Annotated in this window: 15 protein-coding genes; 6 read left to right on the top strand and 9 right to left on the bottom strand. The window is 67.8% G+C overall.

Annotated elements, in window-relative coordinates:
- Positions 1 to 615 (top strand): hypothetical protein, encoded by a 615-nt coding sequence (locus ABIB42_RS11925; RefSeq protein ID WP_051205155.1) that lies wholly within the window; start codon positions 1 to 3, stop codon positions 613 to 615.
- Between the two features lie 22 nt (positions 616 to 637).
- Complete coding sequence (locus tag ABIB42_RS11920) at positions 638 to 1837, top strand: acyltransferase family protein (RefSeq protein WP_184237854.1); 1200 nt, start codon at positions 638 to 640, stop codon at positions 1835 to 1837.
- A gap of 868 nt (positions 1838 to 2705) precedes the next feature.
- On the opposite strand, the gene ABIB42_RS11915 is transcribed toward ABIB42_RS11920, so the two are convergent.
- The 6 genes from ABIB42_RS11915 to ABIB42_RS11890 all read right to left on the bottom strand — a co-directional run bounded on the left by ABIB42_RS11915 (position 2706) and on the right by ABIB42_RS11890 (position 9838).
- Complete coding sequence (locus ABIB42_RS11915; RefSeq protein WP_429248402.1) at positions 2706 to 4979, bottom strand: polysaccharide biosynthesis tyrosine autokinase; 2274 nt, start codon at positions 4977 to 4979, stop codon at positions 2706 to 2708.
- Between the two features lie 33 nt (positions 4980 to 5012).
- Positions 5013 to 6122 (bottom strand): polysaccharide biosynthesis/export family protein, encoded by a 1110-nt coding sequence (locus ABIB42_RS11910; RefSeq protein WP_040777683.1) that lies wholly within the window; start codon positions 6120 to 6122, stop codon positions 5013 to 5015.
- A gap of 229 nt (positions 6123 to 6351) precedes the next feature.
- Positions 6352 to 8073 carry a cell envelope integrity protein TolA gene (gene tolA, locus ABIB42_RS11905; protein ID WP_429248401.1) on the bottom strand — a complete coding sequence of 574 codons (1722 nt, stop codon included), beginning with the start codon at positions 8071 to 8073 and terminating at the stop codon, positions 6352 to 6354.
- 104 nt (positions 8074 to 8177) lie between these two features.
- Positions 8178 to 9131: an MBL fold metallo-hydrolase gene (locus ABIB42_RS11900; RefSeq protein WP_005669797.1), complete on the bottom strand. Its 954-nt coding sequence runs from the start codon at positions 9129 to 9131 to the stop codon at positions 8178 to 8180.
- 75 nt (positions 9132 to 9206) lie between these two features.
- Positions 9207 to 9560, bottom strand: a complete 354-nt coding sequence (locus ABIB42_RS11895) for a DUF5710 domain-containing protein (RefSeq protein WP_005669795.1) — start codon at positions 9558 to 9560, stop codon at positions 9207 to 9209.
- Between the two features lie 80 nt (positions 9561 to 9640).
- Complete coding sequence (locus ABIB42_RS11890; protein WP_005669793.1) at positions 9641 to 9838, bottom strand: hypothetical protein; 198 nt, start codon at positions 9836 to 9838, stop codon at positions 9641 to 9643.
- Between the two features lie 183 nt (positions 9839 to 10021).
- Here ABIB42_RS11890 and ABIB42_RS11885 point away from each other — a divergent pair, with 183 nt between their 5' ends.
- Both ABIB42_RS11885 and ABIB42_RS11880 read left to right on the top strand, forming a co-directional pair.
- Positions 10022 to 10729 (top strand): S24 family peptidase, encoded by a 708-nt coding sequence (locus ABIB42_RS11885; RefSeq protein WP_229409903.1) that lies wholly within the window; start codon positions 10022 to 10024, stop codon positions 10727 to 10729.
- Positions 10726 to 11013 (top strand): hypothetical protein, encoded by a 288-nt coding sequence (locus ABIB42_RS11880; protein WP_005669789.1) that lies wholly within the window; start codon positions 10726 to 10728, stop codon positions 11011 to 11013. Before ABIB42_RS11885 ends, ABIB42_RS11880 begins: the two co-directional genes overlap by 4 nt.
- Here ABIB42_RS11880 and ABIB42_RS11875 read toward each other — a convergent pair.
- Complete coding sequence (locus ABIB42_RS11875; protein WP_005669787.1) at positions 11010 to 11912, bottom strand: LysR family transcriptional regulator; 903 nt, start codon at positions 11910 to 11912, stop codon at positions 11010 to 11012. The genes ABIB42_RS11880 and ABIB42_RS11875 overlap by 4 nt on opposite strands.
- 107 nt (positions 11913 to 12019) lie before the next feature.
- Here ABIB42_RS11875 and ABIB42_RS11870 point away from each other — a divergent pair, with 107 nt between their 5' ends.
- Both ABIB42_RS11870 and ABIB42_RS11865 read left to right on the top strand, forming a co-directional pair.
- Positions 12020 to 12430 carry a TerB family tellurite resistance protein gene (locus tag ABIB42_RS11870; RefSeq protein WP_005669785.1) on the top strand — a complete coding sequence of 137 codons (411 nt, stop codon included), beginning with the start codon at positions 12020 to 12022 and terminating at the stop codon, positions 12428 to 12430.
- A 143-nt stretch (positions 12431 to 12573) separates the two neighbouring features.
- On the top strand, positions 12574 to 13620 hold the full coding sequence (locus tag ABIB42_RS11865) for a DUF4214 domain-containing protein (protein WP_005669783.1): 1047 nt from the start codon (positions 12574 to 12576) through the stop codon (positions 13618 to 13620).
- On the opposite strand, the gene ABIB42_RS11860 is transcribed toward ABIB42_RS11865, so the two are convergent.
- The gene (locus ABIB42_RS11860; protein WP_005669781.1) at positions 13607 to 14449 is read right to left on the bottom strand and encodes an HpcH/HpaI aldolase/citrate lyase family protein; all 843 of its coding nucleotides are present in this window, start codon (positions 14447 to 14449) and stop codon (positions 13607 to 13609) included. The two genes, ABIB42_RS11865 and ABIB42_RS11860, sit on opposite strands and share 14 nt — an antisense overlap.
- Entirely contained in the window at positions 14446 to 15819 is a 1374-nt protein-coding gene (locus ABIB42_RS11855) for an MmgE/PrpD family protein (RefSeq protein WP_005669779.1), read from the bottom strand. The genes ABIB42_RS11860 and ABIB42_RS11855 overlap by 4 nt, the downstream gene beginning before the upstream one ends.
- Between the last annotated feature and the right edge of the window lie 7 nt (positions 15820 to 15826).

Below are 15826 nucleotides of genomic sequence, written 5' to 3'. Positions count from 1 at the left end.
ATGTCACTGGACGATCAAGCGATGCTGCGCGTGCTGCACCTGGGCGACCTCGAAGTCGCGCTGCCGCTGGGAGCGGCGCTGGCGGTATGGTTGCTGGCCGCCGGGGCATGGCGCACGGCGCTGCGCTGGGGCGCGTGTTTCGGCGCGGCGGTGGTGCTGGTCGGCGGCAGCAAGATCGCGCACCTGGGCTGGGGCACCGATTTCTCCATGCTCGAGTTCAAGGCGATCAGCGGCCACGCGACGCTGGTCGGCGCGCTCTATCCGTTCGCGGCCTGGGTGTTGCTGGTACGCCAGGGCCAGGTCGCGGCGCGGGTGGGCCTGGCACTCGGCCTGCTGCTGGGCCTGGCCGTCGCGGCGCTGCTGGTGGCGACGGGCGAGCATACGACCGCCGAGGCGCTCAGTGGCTGGCTGCTGGGCGCCGGCGTCAGCCTGCTCGGCGCAGCCTGGTCCGGCGACCTGGAGCGGGCCCGGCTAATGCCGGCGATCTGGTGGTCGCTGCCGGTCTTCGCGGTCGGCGCCTGGCTGATGGAATTCGCGCACGTCGGCTACTGGATGATCCTGGTGGCCCTGGCGCTGTCGGGCAACAGCCATCCCTATCCCTGGGATGCCTGCTAACACTGCAGAAAGGAGTTTCACCATGCCGTCCCTCTCGCTTCCCACGATCCGCTGTCGGGCCCAGTCCAACCTGCACGACTATCCGCTGCAATCGCTGGCGCTCTCGCTGCTGCGCGGCGTCGCCGCGCTCGAGGTCGCCGCCGGCCACCTGCGCTCCGAAATCTATCCGGGCCTGCGCTCGCTGCAAGACCCGACCTTCGCTTACCAGGTATTCGCCTTCGTGACCGGTTTCGCCCATCAAGCGGTGGTCGTGTTCTTCCTGATCAGCGGCTGGCTCGTCGGCGGCAGCCTGATGAACCGCCTGCACCAGCCGCGCGCCCTCGCCAACTACACGATCGACCGCGTCACCCGGCTGTGGACCGTCCTGCTGCCGACCCTGGTGCTGATCCTGCTGATCGGCCTGGCCATCGGCGTGGCGCAGCCCGGGGCGATCGATCTGTCGCCGTCGAATAACTACTCGGCCTCGAGCTTCGTCGGCAACCTGCTCGGCCTGCAGACTTTCCTCGTCCCTAATTTTGGAGGCAACTACGCCTTGTGGAGCCTGACCTACGAGACCTGGTACTACGTGCAGTTCCCGCTGCTGGCCCTGGTGCTGTTCGGCCATGGCCGCTTGAAGCGGCTCGCCTGCGCGGCCGCCTTCGTGGCGCTGGTGATCGTGCTGCCGAAGATGATCTCGATGTACTTCATGCTGTGGCTGCTGGGCGCGGCATTCTCGCGCATCGAGCTGCATTGCGGGAACGGCTTGCGCGTGGTGCTGGGCTTGCTGACGGTGGGCTTGTTCAGCTATTACCGCCTGACCGGCAGCAATAACGAACTGGTGCCGGAATCCTTCGTGCAAGACATGATCTGCAGCGTCCCCCTGCTGCTATTGCTGTCCTCGCTGCACCAGCGGGTCGATCCTTCCGCGTCGCGCTTCCTGCGCATCAATCACATCGCCAACTTCTTCTCGGAGTTCTCGTTCACCCTGTACGTCACCCACCTGCCGCTGATCTTCCTGGCGATCCACATCGGCGGCAAGACGTTCGGACGCGAACAGCTCGATCCCTTCGTGACGCTGGATTACCTCTGGTACGGCGCGCTTCTGCTGGGCCTGGTCGGCTTCGCCTATGTGTTCTACCTGGCCTTCGAGCGCAATACCTTCCGCATCCGCCGGGCGATGAAGGACTGGCTGCTCGCTCCACGCGCCAACCGTCCCACCGTCACGGTCCTGTCGCCGGATTGAATGGGCCGGTGTCGGCCGGTAAGTGCGCTCGCCGGTGCCTGCGCTGGCCGGTGAGTGCGCTGGCCGGTGAGTGCGCTGACCGGTGCACTCACCGGCCGGCGTGTTCGCAAGCCGCAGTGCTCACTGGCCGGCGCAATCGCGAGCTGGAACGCTCGCTGGCCGGTACGCCGCATGATGGAATAGATGCCGTGCTTGCGCTGCGATGCGCTGCGCTGCGATGCGCCAGCTGCGCCAGGTGCGCCGGGCCTCTTGCACTTTGCCCACTGCGGCGCACCCGATGCAGCACGGTCAATGCAGGCGGCTATCGAAGATGTGCGCAAATGTGCTCAGCGTCCTCTTCCTGCCCGAGCCGTCCTGTTGACCGTGTTCGCACCTGACAGGCGTGACTTTCCCGCCTCCCGCCGGCAAATATCGGCAGCAGTGTCTGACGTCATGGCCAGACTCGCCACGGTAGCGCCGTTCTCGCTGCAGAAGAGATGGTGGCGGGCCGTGTTTCATATACCACCTCGTTACTGACCGCATGCCATGCACATCCAACGTCTTCGATCTCTGTCGCTTGGTTTTCGCAACAAAGATGAGTCATGTGATGGCGTGCTTCCTGCAAGAATACGCGTCATCAGACACCGGGATGGGGCTAGATTTCGCTCCGCGATGCCTGCCGATGCGACACGGGACATGACAGCCCGGATGCGGCGCCTTCGTCACCAGGAATGGACGCACCACACCTCTCAGGAAACGATCTCGCCCCACCAGCCCCTGCGGCGTGGCAGCCGGCAAACACGAGCATAAACGGCCCCGCAGGCACATCATGGCAACCGGACGCCGGCCGCCCTCGCTCTCCCCCTTGCCCTTGCCCTTGCCCTCGCCCTCAGGCCGCGTACCCCAATTGCGCCGTCCCGTACTGCGAGCGATATTCGCCCAGACGCAGCGCCATGTCGTTGAACAGCACCCCGCGCGGCGAGATGCCGGCATGGTTGAGGCGCTTGATCGACTCGTTGATGTGGTTCTCGGTCGTCACACCCGAGCGGGCCACGATGAACACGGCGCCGGCATGGGTGCCGATGATGAGCGCATCGGCCACCGCCAGCAATGGCGGCGGGTCGAGCAACACCAGGTCGTAGCGCTCACTGACCAGCTCGAGCAGATTACCAAGGTTCAGTTGCAGCAGGAACTCAGAACGGTTGGTCGGCAACTCTCCGGTCGGAATGAAGTCCAGGTTATCGAGCACGCTCCGGTGGATGACCTCGTCGACCGGCATGGCGCCCACGATTGCCCGCGACAGGCCGCGCGAGCGATCGACGCCGAAGTAGCGGTGCAGGTGCCCGTTGCGCAGGTCGGCGTCGATCAGCAGTACGCGCATGCCGCTGGCCGCCATCACCGCCGCGAAATTGGCGGTCACGAAGGATTTGCCCAGCCCGCGCGTGGGGCCGGCGATCATGACCACGTTGTTCTTGAAGTGCGGCATGGAAAAGCGCAAGGCGGCGCGGAAGCTGCGCAGGCTCTCGACGGCGGGGTCTTCGGGCAAGACCTGGGCAAGCAGCGGCAGGCCGCCGTCCGGCTTGACCTTGCGCATGAGCTTGTCCTCATTGCCGCTGTGCGGAATGGAGGCATACACGACCCGCGCCCGCAGCAGCCGCTCGATCTTGGCCGGGTCGTCGATCCCGCCGCGCATGGCCTTGCGGGTGAAGGCGATCAGGGTGCCGAGGAACAGGCCGGTGACCACCGCCAGCGCCACGATCAGCGGCCGGTTCGGCTTGATCGGCCGCTCGGGCTCGATCGGCGCATCGACCAGGCGCACGTTGCTGACCCGGCCAACCGAGATCAGGCGCAGCTGCTGGGCCGTGTTCGACAGGGCCGTGTAGAGGTCGGTGTTGACCTTGATGTCGCGGGTCAGGCGCGCCTCGTCCTGCTCCATCACCGGCAGGGTGCGGATGCGGGCCGCGATCGCCTCGATCTCGGCATCGACCTCGCGCCGCTGGCGATTGACGGCGGCGACCACCGGATGGTCTTCGGTGAAGCGGGCCAGCAATTCGGTCTTTTTCTGCCTCAGTTCCATGCGGCGCGCACGCGCGGCCGCCGCCTGCGCCAGGCTCATGCGCGCTTCTTCGCGCAGGTCGACCGTGCCGTGGGCATTGCGGAACTGGTTATAGCGGTCTTCGGATTGCTCCAGCTGGCGTTTCAGGATCGGCAGTTGCTGGTTCAGGAAAGCCAGCGACTTCTCGGCTTCCTCGGTCTTGCGCGCCAGGTTCTGGCGCATGTATTCACGGCCGATCTCGCTCAGCAGGCTGTTGATGCGGTCGGCGTCCTGGCCCTGCATCTTGACCTCGATCACGCCCGACTGCTTGCCCTGCTCCGTGATGACCATGGAGCGCTGGATGCCCTGGATCGTGCCCAGGCGCGACTTGCGCTTGATCTTGAAGCGCGCGCCGGGATTGGCCACCAGCCGGTCGACCTTGATCTCGACCAGCCCGTCCGGCGTCTGCACCCGGTAGCGCTGGCCGACGCTGGCGTCGAAGGCGATGCGCTGGCCGCCTCCGGAAAAGCGATAGCGGTTGTTGGCGCGCGCGGTGATCACGAACTCGCGGTTGAGCCAATTGTCGGGGACTTCGAAGACCGATACCGCGGCGCGCTCGCCACCCCAGACGAAGCCGCCATAGCCGAACAGCCCGGGCTTGGACAGCGCGCCGCCGTTCTGGTTCGCGAACCACGAGCCCAGCACCGGGAAGTACTTCGGCTGCACCTCCACGTACAGCTGCAGGTTGTCGACCGCGCGCGAAACCACCATGCGCGAGCGCAGCAACTCCATTTCGGCGATCGCCGCCTTCTTGGTCTCGAACAGCGACGACGCCTCGCTCAGGATGTTCTTCGAGGCGTTCGGACTTTCTTCCTCGACGTGGATCATCAGGTTCGCTTCGTAGACCGGGTTGGCCACCAGCGCATACAGCACGGCGACGATCGTGATGATCGCCGTGATGCTGCCGATCAGCCAGCGGCTGTCGTACAGGGTATTGAGATAGCCTTTCAGGTCGACCGTGGATTCTTCTGGCAACGGTTCGGGCGGGCGTGGGTCGAACGGCACCGACAGCACCGGCGGGCTGTGCGAGACCTGTTTCAGCGAATGCGCCTCGTGCGGGCTGGTCATGGCGAGACTCCTCGGGACAGCGGTGGCAGCTGCTCAGGGACGATTCGTGACGCCGACGGCATTCGTCAACGCGCCAGGGAACAGCAGGCTCAGGTGGCGGTTCCAGTTCGCCAGCGGCGAGGCGGCGACGTAGACGACGTCCTTGGGCCGCAGCTCGAAGGTCTCGGCCATCGCCAGCGCGCCGGAGTCGCGCGCGTCGAGCCGGAACACGCGCGTGCGGTCTTGCGCCTTGCGCACCACGTACACCTGGCGCGCGTCGCCGCTCAGGGGGCTGATGCCGCCGGTCTCGCCCAGCGCTTCGTTGAGCGTGAGGCGGCCGTCGTGCATGGTGAGCGCCTTCGGCGAGATCACCTCGCCCGACACGAACACCTTGCTCTCCTCGCGCGAATGCACGCGCACGACGTCGCCATGGGCCAGCAGGATGGCGCCCGGATTGACGCCCTTCTGCACCAGTTCGCGCAGGTTGACGTGGTAGCGGTCGTCGCCACGCTCGATCACGATGCGGCTCTGGTCGGCCGCCGGCTGCATGCCGCCGGCGCGGTTCAGCGCCTCGACCAGCGTCATCGGGATGTCGTCGATCGCCTGCAGGCCGGGCGTGCGCACCTCGCCGTCGACATACACGCGGCGGCTGCGGTAGGCCTGCACGCGCAGGGTGACGTTCGGATTGGCGATATAGCGCGCGAGCTTGCCGGTGAGCAGGGCGCGCGCTTCTTCCTCGGTCTTGCCGTCGATGCTGAGCAGGCCGATCAGGGGGAACTGGATGCGCCCCTGGTGGTCGACGACGAAGCCGGGCGGCGTCGCGTTCGGCTGGACGACGCCGCTGTCGGCCGCCGAGGTGGCCATGGTCATGCCGCCGGCGGCCAGCTCGGGATGGTCCCAGACCACGATCGACAGGATGTCGCCGCGCCCGATGGTGTAAGGCGGCGGCCGGGACACGAACAGCGGTGTGAGGTCTTGCCGGGCGACGCTGGCCTGCGCCGCGCGCTCTTGCTCGATCAGGGTTTCGGTGATCAGCTCGGCGGTGGGCGCCGACGCATTGCCGGGACCGCCGGAGCGCGCTGCGTCGCCGAACCCGATGCCGGTCGCACAGGCCGACAGGGCGAGACATAGCGCAAGCAGCAGGGCGATGGTGAACGCAGACACTGGCGCGCGAGGCGACTGCGGTCCACACCGTAGAACCCGCAACAAATCCCTTATTGCAACTGAACGAAGCCGAGCCATGATTGTTGCCTATCAAAAATAGTCGCAGTAGGTGAACGATTCAGTTCAGAGTACGGCGTCCATCGGGCTTGGCTTTGCAGCGCATCAAATGGCGAACGGCGGCGTCAGGTCGGGTGCGACGGGCAACTGCGTGGCGGGCTTCGCACAGGGCTCAGCGCATCTCTTCGATCAGCTTGAGCCCATCGGCGAAGCGCCAGATGCGGCGGATCTCGATGATGTCGAATCGTGCGGCGACATTCGGCGGAAACGCGGAATAGCGGGCATTCAGGCGCACGAAGCGGCGCACCGCGTCGTCCATGTCGGCCCGCCCGCTCGATCGGATGATGGTGACGTCGTCGATGCTGCCGTCGCTGCGCAGCGACACGCTGACCAGGGGATCGATGCGCACGTCGTGCAGCGACAGGCGCGCGCCTCCCAGCACCGCGTTGCGCTCCAGCTTCTGGCGCACGCTGTCGACATAGAGGCGCAGCGGCGCGTCACGCTCGCCGCCGTCGGCCAGCACCCGGCGCCCGCCCATGGCGCGCTCGGCCGGCGTGGCGGGCGCATTCACGTTGGGGATGGTCACGCCGCGCAGCAGCTCACGCGCGCGATTGCCGGGCAAGCCGGCCAGCGATCCGGCGCCGGGCTGGCTGCCGCCGCCGCTGCCGGCGCCACGCCCCGCGCCCTGCCCCGGCCCGACGGGCATCGATTCCATGGCCGCCGCGCCCGCGCCGGGAGCGGGCGCCTGTGCCTGCATCCGCTGCGCCGCCGCCTGGCGCGCCGCGTCTTCCGCCTGCTGGCGGGCCAGGCGTTCGGCCTCGGCGCGCGCCCGCTGCTCCGCTTGCTGTTGCGCTTGCTGTTGCGCCTGCTGTTGCGCTTGCTGCTCCGCCTGCTGTTGCGCCACCTGGCGTGCGCGCTCCTGCTCCTGTTCCTGTATCTGCGCCTGGCGCAGCGCGTCTTCTTCGGCGCGCTGGCGCGCCAGCGCCTGTTCTTGCATCCGCTCATGCAGCGCCTGCTCGGCGGCCTGCTGCGCCAGCCGCTGCTCGGCCTGCTCGCGCGCGGCCTGTTCCCGGGCCTGCAAACGCTCGGCCTCGCGCAGTTGCGCGATCCGGGCTTCGTCGTCGGCCACACGGCGCTCCTGCTCGCGCCGCTCCTGTTCCAGCCGCTCCTGTTCGACCCTTTCCTGCGCCAGGCGCTCGGCGGCGTCACGCTCGGCCTGGGCCAGCCGTTCCAGCTCCTGCTGCTCTGCCGACAGGCGCTGGCGTTCTTCCTCGGCCGCCTGCGCAACGAGATCCGGACCCGGGTCGGGCAACTCGGCCGGCTCCGCCGGCGGTTCTTGTGCGACCGCGTCGGCCAGCGCCGGCGCATCGAGCGCCGGTTCAGGGACGACGTCCGGCAAGGGCACGGGAACGGTAAATTCCGATTCCGGATCCGGATCCGGGGCGGCCACGATCACCGGGGGCGGCACCTCGCGCAGCCTGCGCTTCGGCGCGGGCGGCTTGGTGCGCTTCGGCCGCCGGGCCTGGGCCGGTGGACGCGCCTCGGCCTGGACGATCGGCGGCGGCGGCGGTGGCGGGGGCGGTGGGTCGACCAGGCGCAGGCCGCGCGCCGGCGCCGGGGCCGGGGCCGACGGTGGCGCAGGCGTCGTGGGTGGCGCAAGCGGCGCCGGCGTTTCAGGCAATGGGAGAATCGGCGCGGTCGCCGGCGGCGCTGCCGGGGAAGGCGCCAGGGTGACGTTGATCGGTCCCCCGCCGCCAAAGTCGAGGCCGGGAACACCGAACTGCAGCGACAGCAACAGGCCGTGCAGCACGACCGACATGACAATGCCCACGCCCAGGCGCCGGTCACTGCGTGCCTGGTCGTATCCGCGCCTGCCAGCGGTCGCTTTGGTCATGTCATCGCTTGAGCAATATTGTCAAGCTGGCATCTTAGCGTTTACTCAGCAGTAACGCGAGACGCGCACGATTCAAATCCGCCCTGTGGCGAAAAAGCTCGTGCTCAGCGCTTCGCCCTGGTGAACGTATACGTTTCGCCGTGTGCCAGGTACACCACTTCCTGTTCGAGTCCCGCGGCCTTCACCTCGCGCGCGAAGTCCTCGAGCGGCGACTTGAAGACGTCATAGTCGTTATAGTGGATCGGGATGGTCTTTTTGGGGCGCACCACCTGCATCATGCGCACGCCGTCCTTGCCGTCCATGGTGACCTTGACGACGCCCAGGATACGCGTGCCGCCCAGGTGCAGCAAGGCCAGGTCGATGCCGGGAAAGCGTTCCGGCACGGTCTTGATGTCGTCGATCACCAGCGTATCGCCACTGATGTACATGCGGTAGTCGGGCGCCGCCGGATCCGCCCCGAAGTCGAGCACCGAACCCATCACCTTGGGCAGCAGCGCGGCCACGCCGGCCGGTCCGTGGCGGCCGGGCGTGGCCGTCACCCGCAGGCGCGCCTCGCCTTTCGAGACGTCCAGCCGGTCCCACGGACTCAGTCCGGTCACGCGGGTGAATCCCAGTTTCTCGAGACTGGCCGCGGCCTGGCGGGTGCTGACGATGGGCACCGCACGATTCAGGCGTTTCTGCACCAGCTGGTCGAAGTGGTCGCCGTGAAAATGCGACAGCACCACCAGGTCAATGGGTGGGAGATCGTCGAAAGCGATCGCCGGATTCGTCTTCCGTTCGGAAGTCAAGCCATAGCCCAGGTGCACGTGGTCGCCCTTGTGCAAAAAATTGGGATCGGTCAGGATGGTGAAGCCCTGGTAGCGGATCAGCACGGTCGCCGTGCCGATGAACTGCACGCTGCCCTGCGCCGCGTCGAGCGCGCCCTCGCCTGCCGGAAGCTGCAGCGTCGACACCTGCCCTTGCTGTCGGGTGTCCGGCGCCTGGGCCTGGGCGCCGGCGGCGAGGCCGCACAGTGCGGTCAGGAAGATGGTGGTGAACAGCAGGCGGGGCAAGCGCATGAAGGATCTCCGGGTGGCTGCGAACCAGCCGGTCCGCCTGCCTTCACGTTAACACGAAGGCCCGGGCGGCGCCGCTCACTTGCTCGATGTGCCCGGCAGCGCGCCGACCAGCGCCCGCAGCCCGGCTTGCGCCTGGGCCCAGGGCGTGCCGGCCAGCTGCTCCATGCAGCTGGGGCAAGCCTGCATCGGATTGCAGTCGTGCGCCAGTTCGATGTAGTGCAGGCCGACCACGGTCTTGCCCTGGTAGCTGTCGACCCGGCCCGGCTTCGCGGACGGGGCGTCCCCGCCGGGCGCGCCGTCGAGCCACTTGGCGAACGGCTCGGTGGCCACGCCGTCCGGCACGTACCAGCGTTTGCGGGTCGGGTTCCAACGGGCGCCGAGCGCCTTGGCGGCGTCCTTCTCGGCATAGGGGACGGTGAGGAAAACCATGAACGAACGTGCTCCGGAATCGATGTCAGTGCGGCCCGCTATTCTACAGCGACCATGCCCGGGCGACGGGTGTCGCGCCGTCACTTTTCCTGGCGGCGCCGGGCCCACGCGGCGTCGCTTTCGCGCTGCTCGCGGCGGTCCTTGCGCCAGGTGTACACCAGGTTGACGAGCGCCCCCAGCAAGCCGGTCAGGATGCCGACCAGGATGCCCAGGTCCGCCAGCGTCAGCGGCGTGGCCTGGGCGGCGCCGAGAAGGCGCAGGTAAGTATCAATGATCATCGTGTCCCCCGTGCTTCGCCCTGAAGCGGCGCATGGGGAACCGTGATGGTCCCTGAGCCACGTCAACGCGGTGAATGAAAGTTTAGGAAAACTATACCACATCAGTAAATAAAAACTATACTCTTGCGTATAGTTTTCCTATACCATGGCGATATGGATCTCCAAACGATGATTGCAGGCTGGGTGAGAGAAGCGCGCACCGCCGCCGGCCTGTCCGGCACGGCGCTCGGCGCGCGGCTGGCGCTCGAACTCGGCACCGAGCGCGGCAACACCAAGGCCAATATCTCGCACTGGGAAAACGAAAAGCACAGCCCGAACCTGAAGCAGCTGCTCGCCATTTCGCGGGTCACCGGCCGCAGCCTGCCGCCGGAAATCCTGGCGCCCATGTCGGGCGCGCCCGCGACCGACGCGCCGCCCCACGGAGGGGTGAGCAATGCCCTGCGGGTCGTGGCGGCCGAAGGCGACGACGACGGCTTCGTACAGATCCCGATGGTCAAGCTGCGGCTGTCGGCCGGCATCACCGGCTACCAGACCGAGCCCGAACGGCGCGACGGCGGCACGCTCGGCATGCGCCGCACCTGGATCGAGCGCAACCAGTACAACCCGTCGCACCTGATCGCCATCTACGTCAAGGGCGAGAGCATGGAGCCCTCGCTGTACGCGGGCGACATCGTGGTCATCAACACGCTCGACACCAAGCTGGTCGACGGCGCCGTGTACGCCTTCAACTACGAGGGCGAAGCCGTGGTCAAGCGCCTGGCGCGCGATGCCGGCCAGTGGTGGCTCACCTCCGACAACGTCGACGGGCGCAAGTACCACCGCAAGCTGTGCCAGGGCGGCGAATGCATCGTCATCGGGCGCGTGGTGCGCAAGGAAAGCGACCGCATTTGAGACTCACAGGCGGCATCGTCACCGTGCGCGGCGTCCGCATCGCGCTCGTCTTCGCCGACCCCGACTGCCTGCGGCCCGGCGTCGGGGACGCGCTGCTGGCGCGGCTCGGGCCCTGGTTCCCGCGCCTGCCGATCATGCTGGCGGCGCCGCGCGCAAGACCGTCGCGGGCGTATGCGGCATTCGATACGCATCAGCTGCTGGCCGAACTCGACCTGGCCGGCATGGTCGAACAAACGATCGACCTTGACCTCGCGCCGCCTGACGACGCCGCGCCGCCGTTCTAGGCGGCTCGGTCGCCAAAGGCACTCGCGGCCCGCTCCAGTATCCGCCGCAACGCCGGATGGTGCACGCGCCGCTCGACCGTCACCGCATAGATCTGCTCGACGATCGAATCGATCACGCCCACCTGCTCCAGTCCATACTGCGCGCACAGCGCGTCCGCCAGCACGGTCGGCGCCACCATGAAGCCGGCGCCCGCGCCGGCGAAGGAACCGAGCAAGGCGCCGTCGTCGAACTCGCCCACCACGATCGGCCGCAATCCATGCGCCTCGAGCCAGGCCCTGAGCTGGCTGTGCAGGGCCGCATCCTCGCCCGGCATCAGGAACGGCGCATCCTTCAGGCGTTGCGGGAATGGCCCGGCCCAGCGCCGGCAGACCTCGGGATGCGCCACCACCGTCACCGTGCTCGATCCCAGCAGGTGGCTGTGGCCGCGCACCGCGCCGCCAGGCGGCAGGCCCTGGTCCGAGATCAGCAGGTCGAGCCGGTGCGCGCTCAGGTCTTCCATCAGGTCGGCGAAGCGCCCTTCCCTGCACACCAGGTGCATGGCCAGGCCGGCATCGCGCGCCGGCTGCAGCAGGCGAAAGGCCATCGTCTTGGCGATCACGTCGCACAGGCCGACGCGCAGGGTTTCGGTCTCCGTGAACACGCCGCGCCGCACCGCCTGTTCCAATTCGTTGCCGAGGCTGAAGATCTGGTCGGCATAGCGCAGCACCGTCTTGCCGGCCTCGGTCAGCGCCAGCCCACGTCCCTTCTTGCGCAGCAATTCCTCGCCAAGCTGGTCTTCCAGCACCTGCAACTGGGTGCTGATCGCCTGTGGGGACACGTGCAATTGCTCCGCGGCGCGCGCGACGCTGCCCACCGTCGCGACGGCATGAAAATATTGCAGGTGCTTGTAATTGATCATTTAATACCACCAAAAAACGGAATGATTTCGAAAGATTATTCGATTTTACTTTCGTTTTGCAGCGCCGTATATTGATGACTCCCAGTTCTTTTGAAGCGAGGAATACAATGAGAAGTTACCCCACCAACAGCCCGAAAGCCATGTGCCGCCTGCTGGCGCTGGCCATGATCGTCGACGGCCGCATCGCGCCGCAGGAGCTCAAGAGCCTGCACCGCAGCGGCGTGCTCGGGGCGTTGCGGGTGAGCGAAGACACCTTCGACGACACGGCGGGCGAGCTGACCCAGGACCTGCTGGCGACGAGCGCCGACCGCGAGGGCGGCATGGTCGAGATCGAACCCGCGACGATCGACCGCCTGCTCGACGAGGTGCAGGACGAGCTGCTGCGCGCCACGGTCCTGAAAGGCATGCTCGAGATCGTGCGCGCCGACAGCGTGATCGACCACCGCGAGCGCCGGCTGCTGCGCCGCGCGATGCATGCCTGGGCCGAGGCGGGCGTCGAGGCCGCCAGCACGGTGTGACGACAGGGGCGGCGCCTTCGCATGCATACGTTGAAAGACATGCTTGCAATTGAGGCGCCGCCGTTACAAAGCGACACTATTTGCACACATTACCGGAATAGCCCAGCCATACAATGAAGACCTCACATCGCGCGAGGTCCATCATGTCGAACTATTCCCAGGATCACCAGTACACCCTGACGCCGTCCGAGATGGACTGGGCCTGGCGCCTCGAGCTGCGGCCGGTGCACGACCCGCAGCTCGGCCAGCACTATGGGCGCACCGCCCACTTCGGCACCCATGACCCGTATGCCGGCCAGGACGATATCTTCGTCTTCCACGCCACCAGGGGCATGGCTTACACGGTGCAGAGCGGCAGTTACTTCGACCCGGTCGTCATGCGCGTATTCGACGACCTGGGCAAGGAAATCGCCAGCGACGACGGCAGCGGCGCCTACGGCTATGACTACGCCTCGTTCGTCGCCCCCTATACCGGCTGGTACTACATCGACGCCGCCTGGAGCCAGGACTACTACGACACCTACGCCAGCGTGAACGTCTACGAAGACCGGGCGCCGGTCTATCCGATCACCAATACCATCGTCGGCGGCGCCGGCCACGACATGCTGTACGGCACGCGCTCGGACGACATCGTCGACGGCGGCGCCGGCATCGACACCTTCGTGCTGGAAGGCTATCGCGAGGAATACACGGTGAGCGGGAAGGACGGCGCCATCACGGTCACCGACCTGCTGGGCCTCGATGGGATCGACACGCTGCGCAACGTCGAGCGGCTGTCCTTCGAGGGCGGCGATCATATCTCCTACGAGACCACGGGCTTTCCGGCCGAGGCCTATCGCCTGTACCAGGCGGCCTTCGACCGCACGCCGGACAAGGCTGGACTCGGCTACTGGATCGGCCGGATGGGTGACGGCACGAGCCTGCACGCGGTGGCGGACGCTTTCGTCCACTCGGCCGAGTTCGGCAAGCTGGCCGGCGCGGCGGCGACCAATGCCGACATCGTCACCCTGCTCTATGCGAACGTGCTCGACCGTGCGCCCGACGCCGAAGGATTCGCCTACTGGAAGCAGGCGCTGGACAGCAAGACGATCACCGTGGCCGACATGCTGGTGGGCTTCAGCGAAAGCCCGGAAAACCAGGTCAAGGTCATCGGTTCGCTGCAGGCCGGTTACGAATTCATCGTGAGCTGACGGGCTCCGCCAGCCCCGCGCGCAGCGCATGGGCGTCGACGATGGCTTGCGCGCGCAGGATCACGGGCCGGTCGATCATCTTGCCGTCCAGGGCCACCGCGGCGCCGTCGGCGTGCGCCGCCGCCTCCAGCACCCGCCCGGCCCACGCCAGCTCGTGCGCGCCGGGCGTGAAGCAGCGGTTCACGGCGTCGACCTGCTTCGGATGGATGCACAGCTTGGCGCCGAATCCCATCTGGCGCGCATGCCGGGCATCGTCGGCCAGCCGCTCGGCGTCGTCGAGCGCCGTGCTGACGCCATCGACCGGCGCCGCGAGCCCGGCCAGACGCGAAGCCAGCACCAGTTGCGAACGGAAGAACAGCAGCTCTTCGCGTTCGCCCGGGATGCCCAGGTCGAGCTGGAAATCGATCGAGCCGAACATCAGGCGCTGCACGCCGCGCGCCGCGGCGATCGCGCGCAGATGGTCGATCCCGGCCGCGCTTTCGATCAGCGGCAGCACCGCCGTGGCCCCGGCCGCGCGCAGGCGCGCGATGTCGCCGGCCTGCTCGGCCTTCGGCAGCACCACGCCGGCCACGCCGGGCATGCGGCACAGGGCCAGGTCGTCGGCGAACCAGTCGGTGTCGGCGCCGTTGATGCGCACCAGCACCGGCTTCTGCGCCGACAACCAGGCGGCGACGGCCTCGCGCGCGGCCGCCTTGTCGGCGAACGGCACCGCGTCCTCGAGGTCGACGATCACGGCGTCGGCGCCGGCCGCGTACGCCTTGTCGAAGCGCTCCGGGCGGTTGCCGGGCACGAACAGGTAAGACCGGGGCAATGGGGCTGGCGGGTTCATCGCGTCTCTCCGGGCGCGAGGAAGTGGCCGACGACCGGCGTGCGGCCGATGTGCCAGATGCGCTCGAACACGGCGCGCATCTCGTCGTCAGTCGCGGCGGCGCTGAAACGCGCCAGCCGCAGTGCCTTGTCTTCCAGCTCGCGCCGGCTCAGGGTATTGCCCGGGTCGCCCTTCGGTTCGTCGACCCGCGCCCTCAGCACCCGAGCGTCGGTGGTCGTCACCGTCACCTTGCCGATCCAGCGCGCCGGGTAGGCGCCGTCCACCTCGTCGTCCAGCGCCATCGTCACCTTGTCGCGCAAGGCCACGATGCGCGGGTCGGCGTAGGCCTCGTCGAATTCGTTCAGGCCGGCGCTGCGGAACTGCGCGATCAGGCCCAGCACCGTCCCCATCGAGAATTTCGCCTGGTGGACCGTGCGCGGATCGACCACCGGGCCGAGCACGTCGAGCGCGCCCTGGTGCACGTGGGCCGTCACGGCGGCGATCTGCTCCGGGCGCAGGTCTTCGGCGACGATCACCTGCAGCAGCGCGTCGGCCGCCGGGTGCGTGTGGCGGCACGAGGCGTGGAACTTGAACGAAGTTTCGGCCGTCGCCCAGCGCGTGCCCAGGCCATTGGTGAGCCGCGCCGGATCGGCGTCATGCGACATGCCGGCCGCCATGCCCTGCTTGCCCTCCAGGATCCGGCGCGCGCCGGTGAAGCCCTCGGCCGCCAGATACGCGGCCATCAGGCCGTCGCTCGCGGCCTTGGCGGTGTGCAGCTGCTTCGAATCGGCGGCGTCGCGCAGGAATTCCCACAGTCCGGCCGCTTGCGTGCCGGCCGAACCGAAGGCATCCAGCATGCGCTCGGGCGTCAGGCCCAGCAGGCGGCCGACGGCGGCCGCCGCGGCGACGGTGCCGGCGGTGCCGGTGGTATGGAAGGTCCGGTAGTGCGAGCGGCCGAGGAACTCGCCGACGCGGATGCCGACTTCGTAGCCGGCCACCGCCGCCGTCATTAGCTCGCGTCCGCTGGCGCCGTTCGCCTGGGCCACGGCCAGCACGGCCGGGAACACCACGGTGGCCGGGTGGAACACCGAACCGTTGTGCACGTCGTCCTGCTCGGCGTAGTGCGAGGACGCGGCATTGACCATTGCGGCGAACAGCGGCGTCGTGGTGCGGCGCGAGATCAGCACTTCGGCGCCGCCGCCGGGGCCGGCCCCCATCGTGCGCGCGAACGATTCGATGCACTGGACCGGCCGGCCGTTCCTGCCAGCCAGCGCCGATCCGAACCAGTCGAGCATCAGGTCTTCGGCGCGCGCCATGACGGCCGGCGGGATGTCTTCGTAGCGCAGCTGGGCGGCAAAGGCGGCAAGCGCCTGGCTTGGGTGGTCGCTCATGTTCTTC

The sequence above is a fragment of the Massilia sp. UYP32 genome, from assembly GCF_050434365.1.
Classification (GTDB): Bacteria; Pseudomonadota; Gammaproteobacteria; order Burkholderiales; family Burkholderiaceae_D; genus Telluria; species Telluria timonae.
The sequence above is the reverse complement of the archived record's forward strand: the minus strand, read 5'-3'. Positions and strand labels throughout refer to the sequence as shown.

Excerpts from the sequence above, each read along its gene's own strand:
- ABIB42_RS11925 (WP_051205155.1), top strand. The coding sequence starts at position 1 with ATGTCACTGGACGATCAAGCGATGCTGCGCGTGCTGCACCTGGGCGAC.
- ABIB42_RS11920 (WP_184237854.1), top strand. The coding sequence starts at position 638 with ATGCCGTCCCTCTCGCTTCCCACGATCCGCTGTCGGGCCCAGTCCAAC.
- ABIB42_RS11915 (WP_429248402.1), bottom strand. The coding sequence starts at position 4,979 with ATGACCAGCCCGCACGAGGCGCATTCGCTGAAACAGGTCTCGCACAGC.
- tolA (WP_429248401.1), bottom strand. The coding sequence starts at position 8,073 with ATGACCAAAGCGACCGCTGGCAGGCGCGGATACGACCAGGCACGCAGT.
- ABIB42_RS11900 (WP_005669797.1), bottom strand. The coding sequence starts at position 9,131 with ATGCGCTTGCCCCGCCTGCTGTTCACCACCATCTTCCTGACCGCACTG.
- ABIB42_RS11895 (WP_005669795.1), bottom strand. The coding sequence starts at position 9,560 with ATGGTTTTCCTCACCGTCCCCTATGCCGAGAAGGACGCCGCCAAGGCG.
- ABIB42_RS11890 (WP_005669793.1), bottom strand. The coding sequence starts at position 9,838 with ATGATCATTGATACTTACCTGCGCCTTCTCGGCGCCGCCCAGGCCACG.
- ABIB42_RS11875 (WP_005669787.1), bottom strand. The coding sequence starts at position 11,912 with ATGATCAATTACAAGCACCTGCAATATTTTCATGCCGTCGCGACGGTG.
- ABIB42_RS11870 (WP_005669785.1), top strand. The coding sequence starts at position 12,020 with ATGAGAAGTTACCCCACCAACAGCCCGAAAGCCATGTGCCGCCTGCTG.
- ABIB42_RS11865 (WP_005669783.1), top strand. The coding sequence starts at position 12,574 with ATGTCGAACTATTCCCAGGATCACCAGTACACCCTGACGCCGTCCGAG.
- ABIB42_RS11860 (WP_005669781.1), bottom strand. The coding sequence starts at position 14,449 with ATGAACCCGCCAGCCCCATTGCCCCGGTCTTACCTGTTCGTGCCCGGC.
- ABIB42_RS11855 (WP_005669779.1), bottom strand. The coding sequence starts at position 15,819 with ATGAGCGACCACCCAAGCCAGGCGCTTGCCGCCTTTGCCGCCCAGCTG.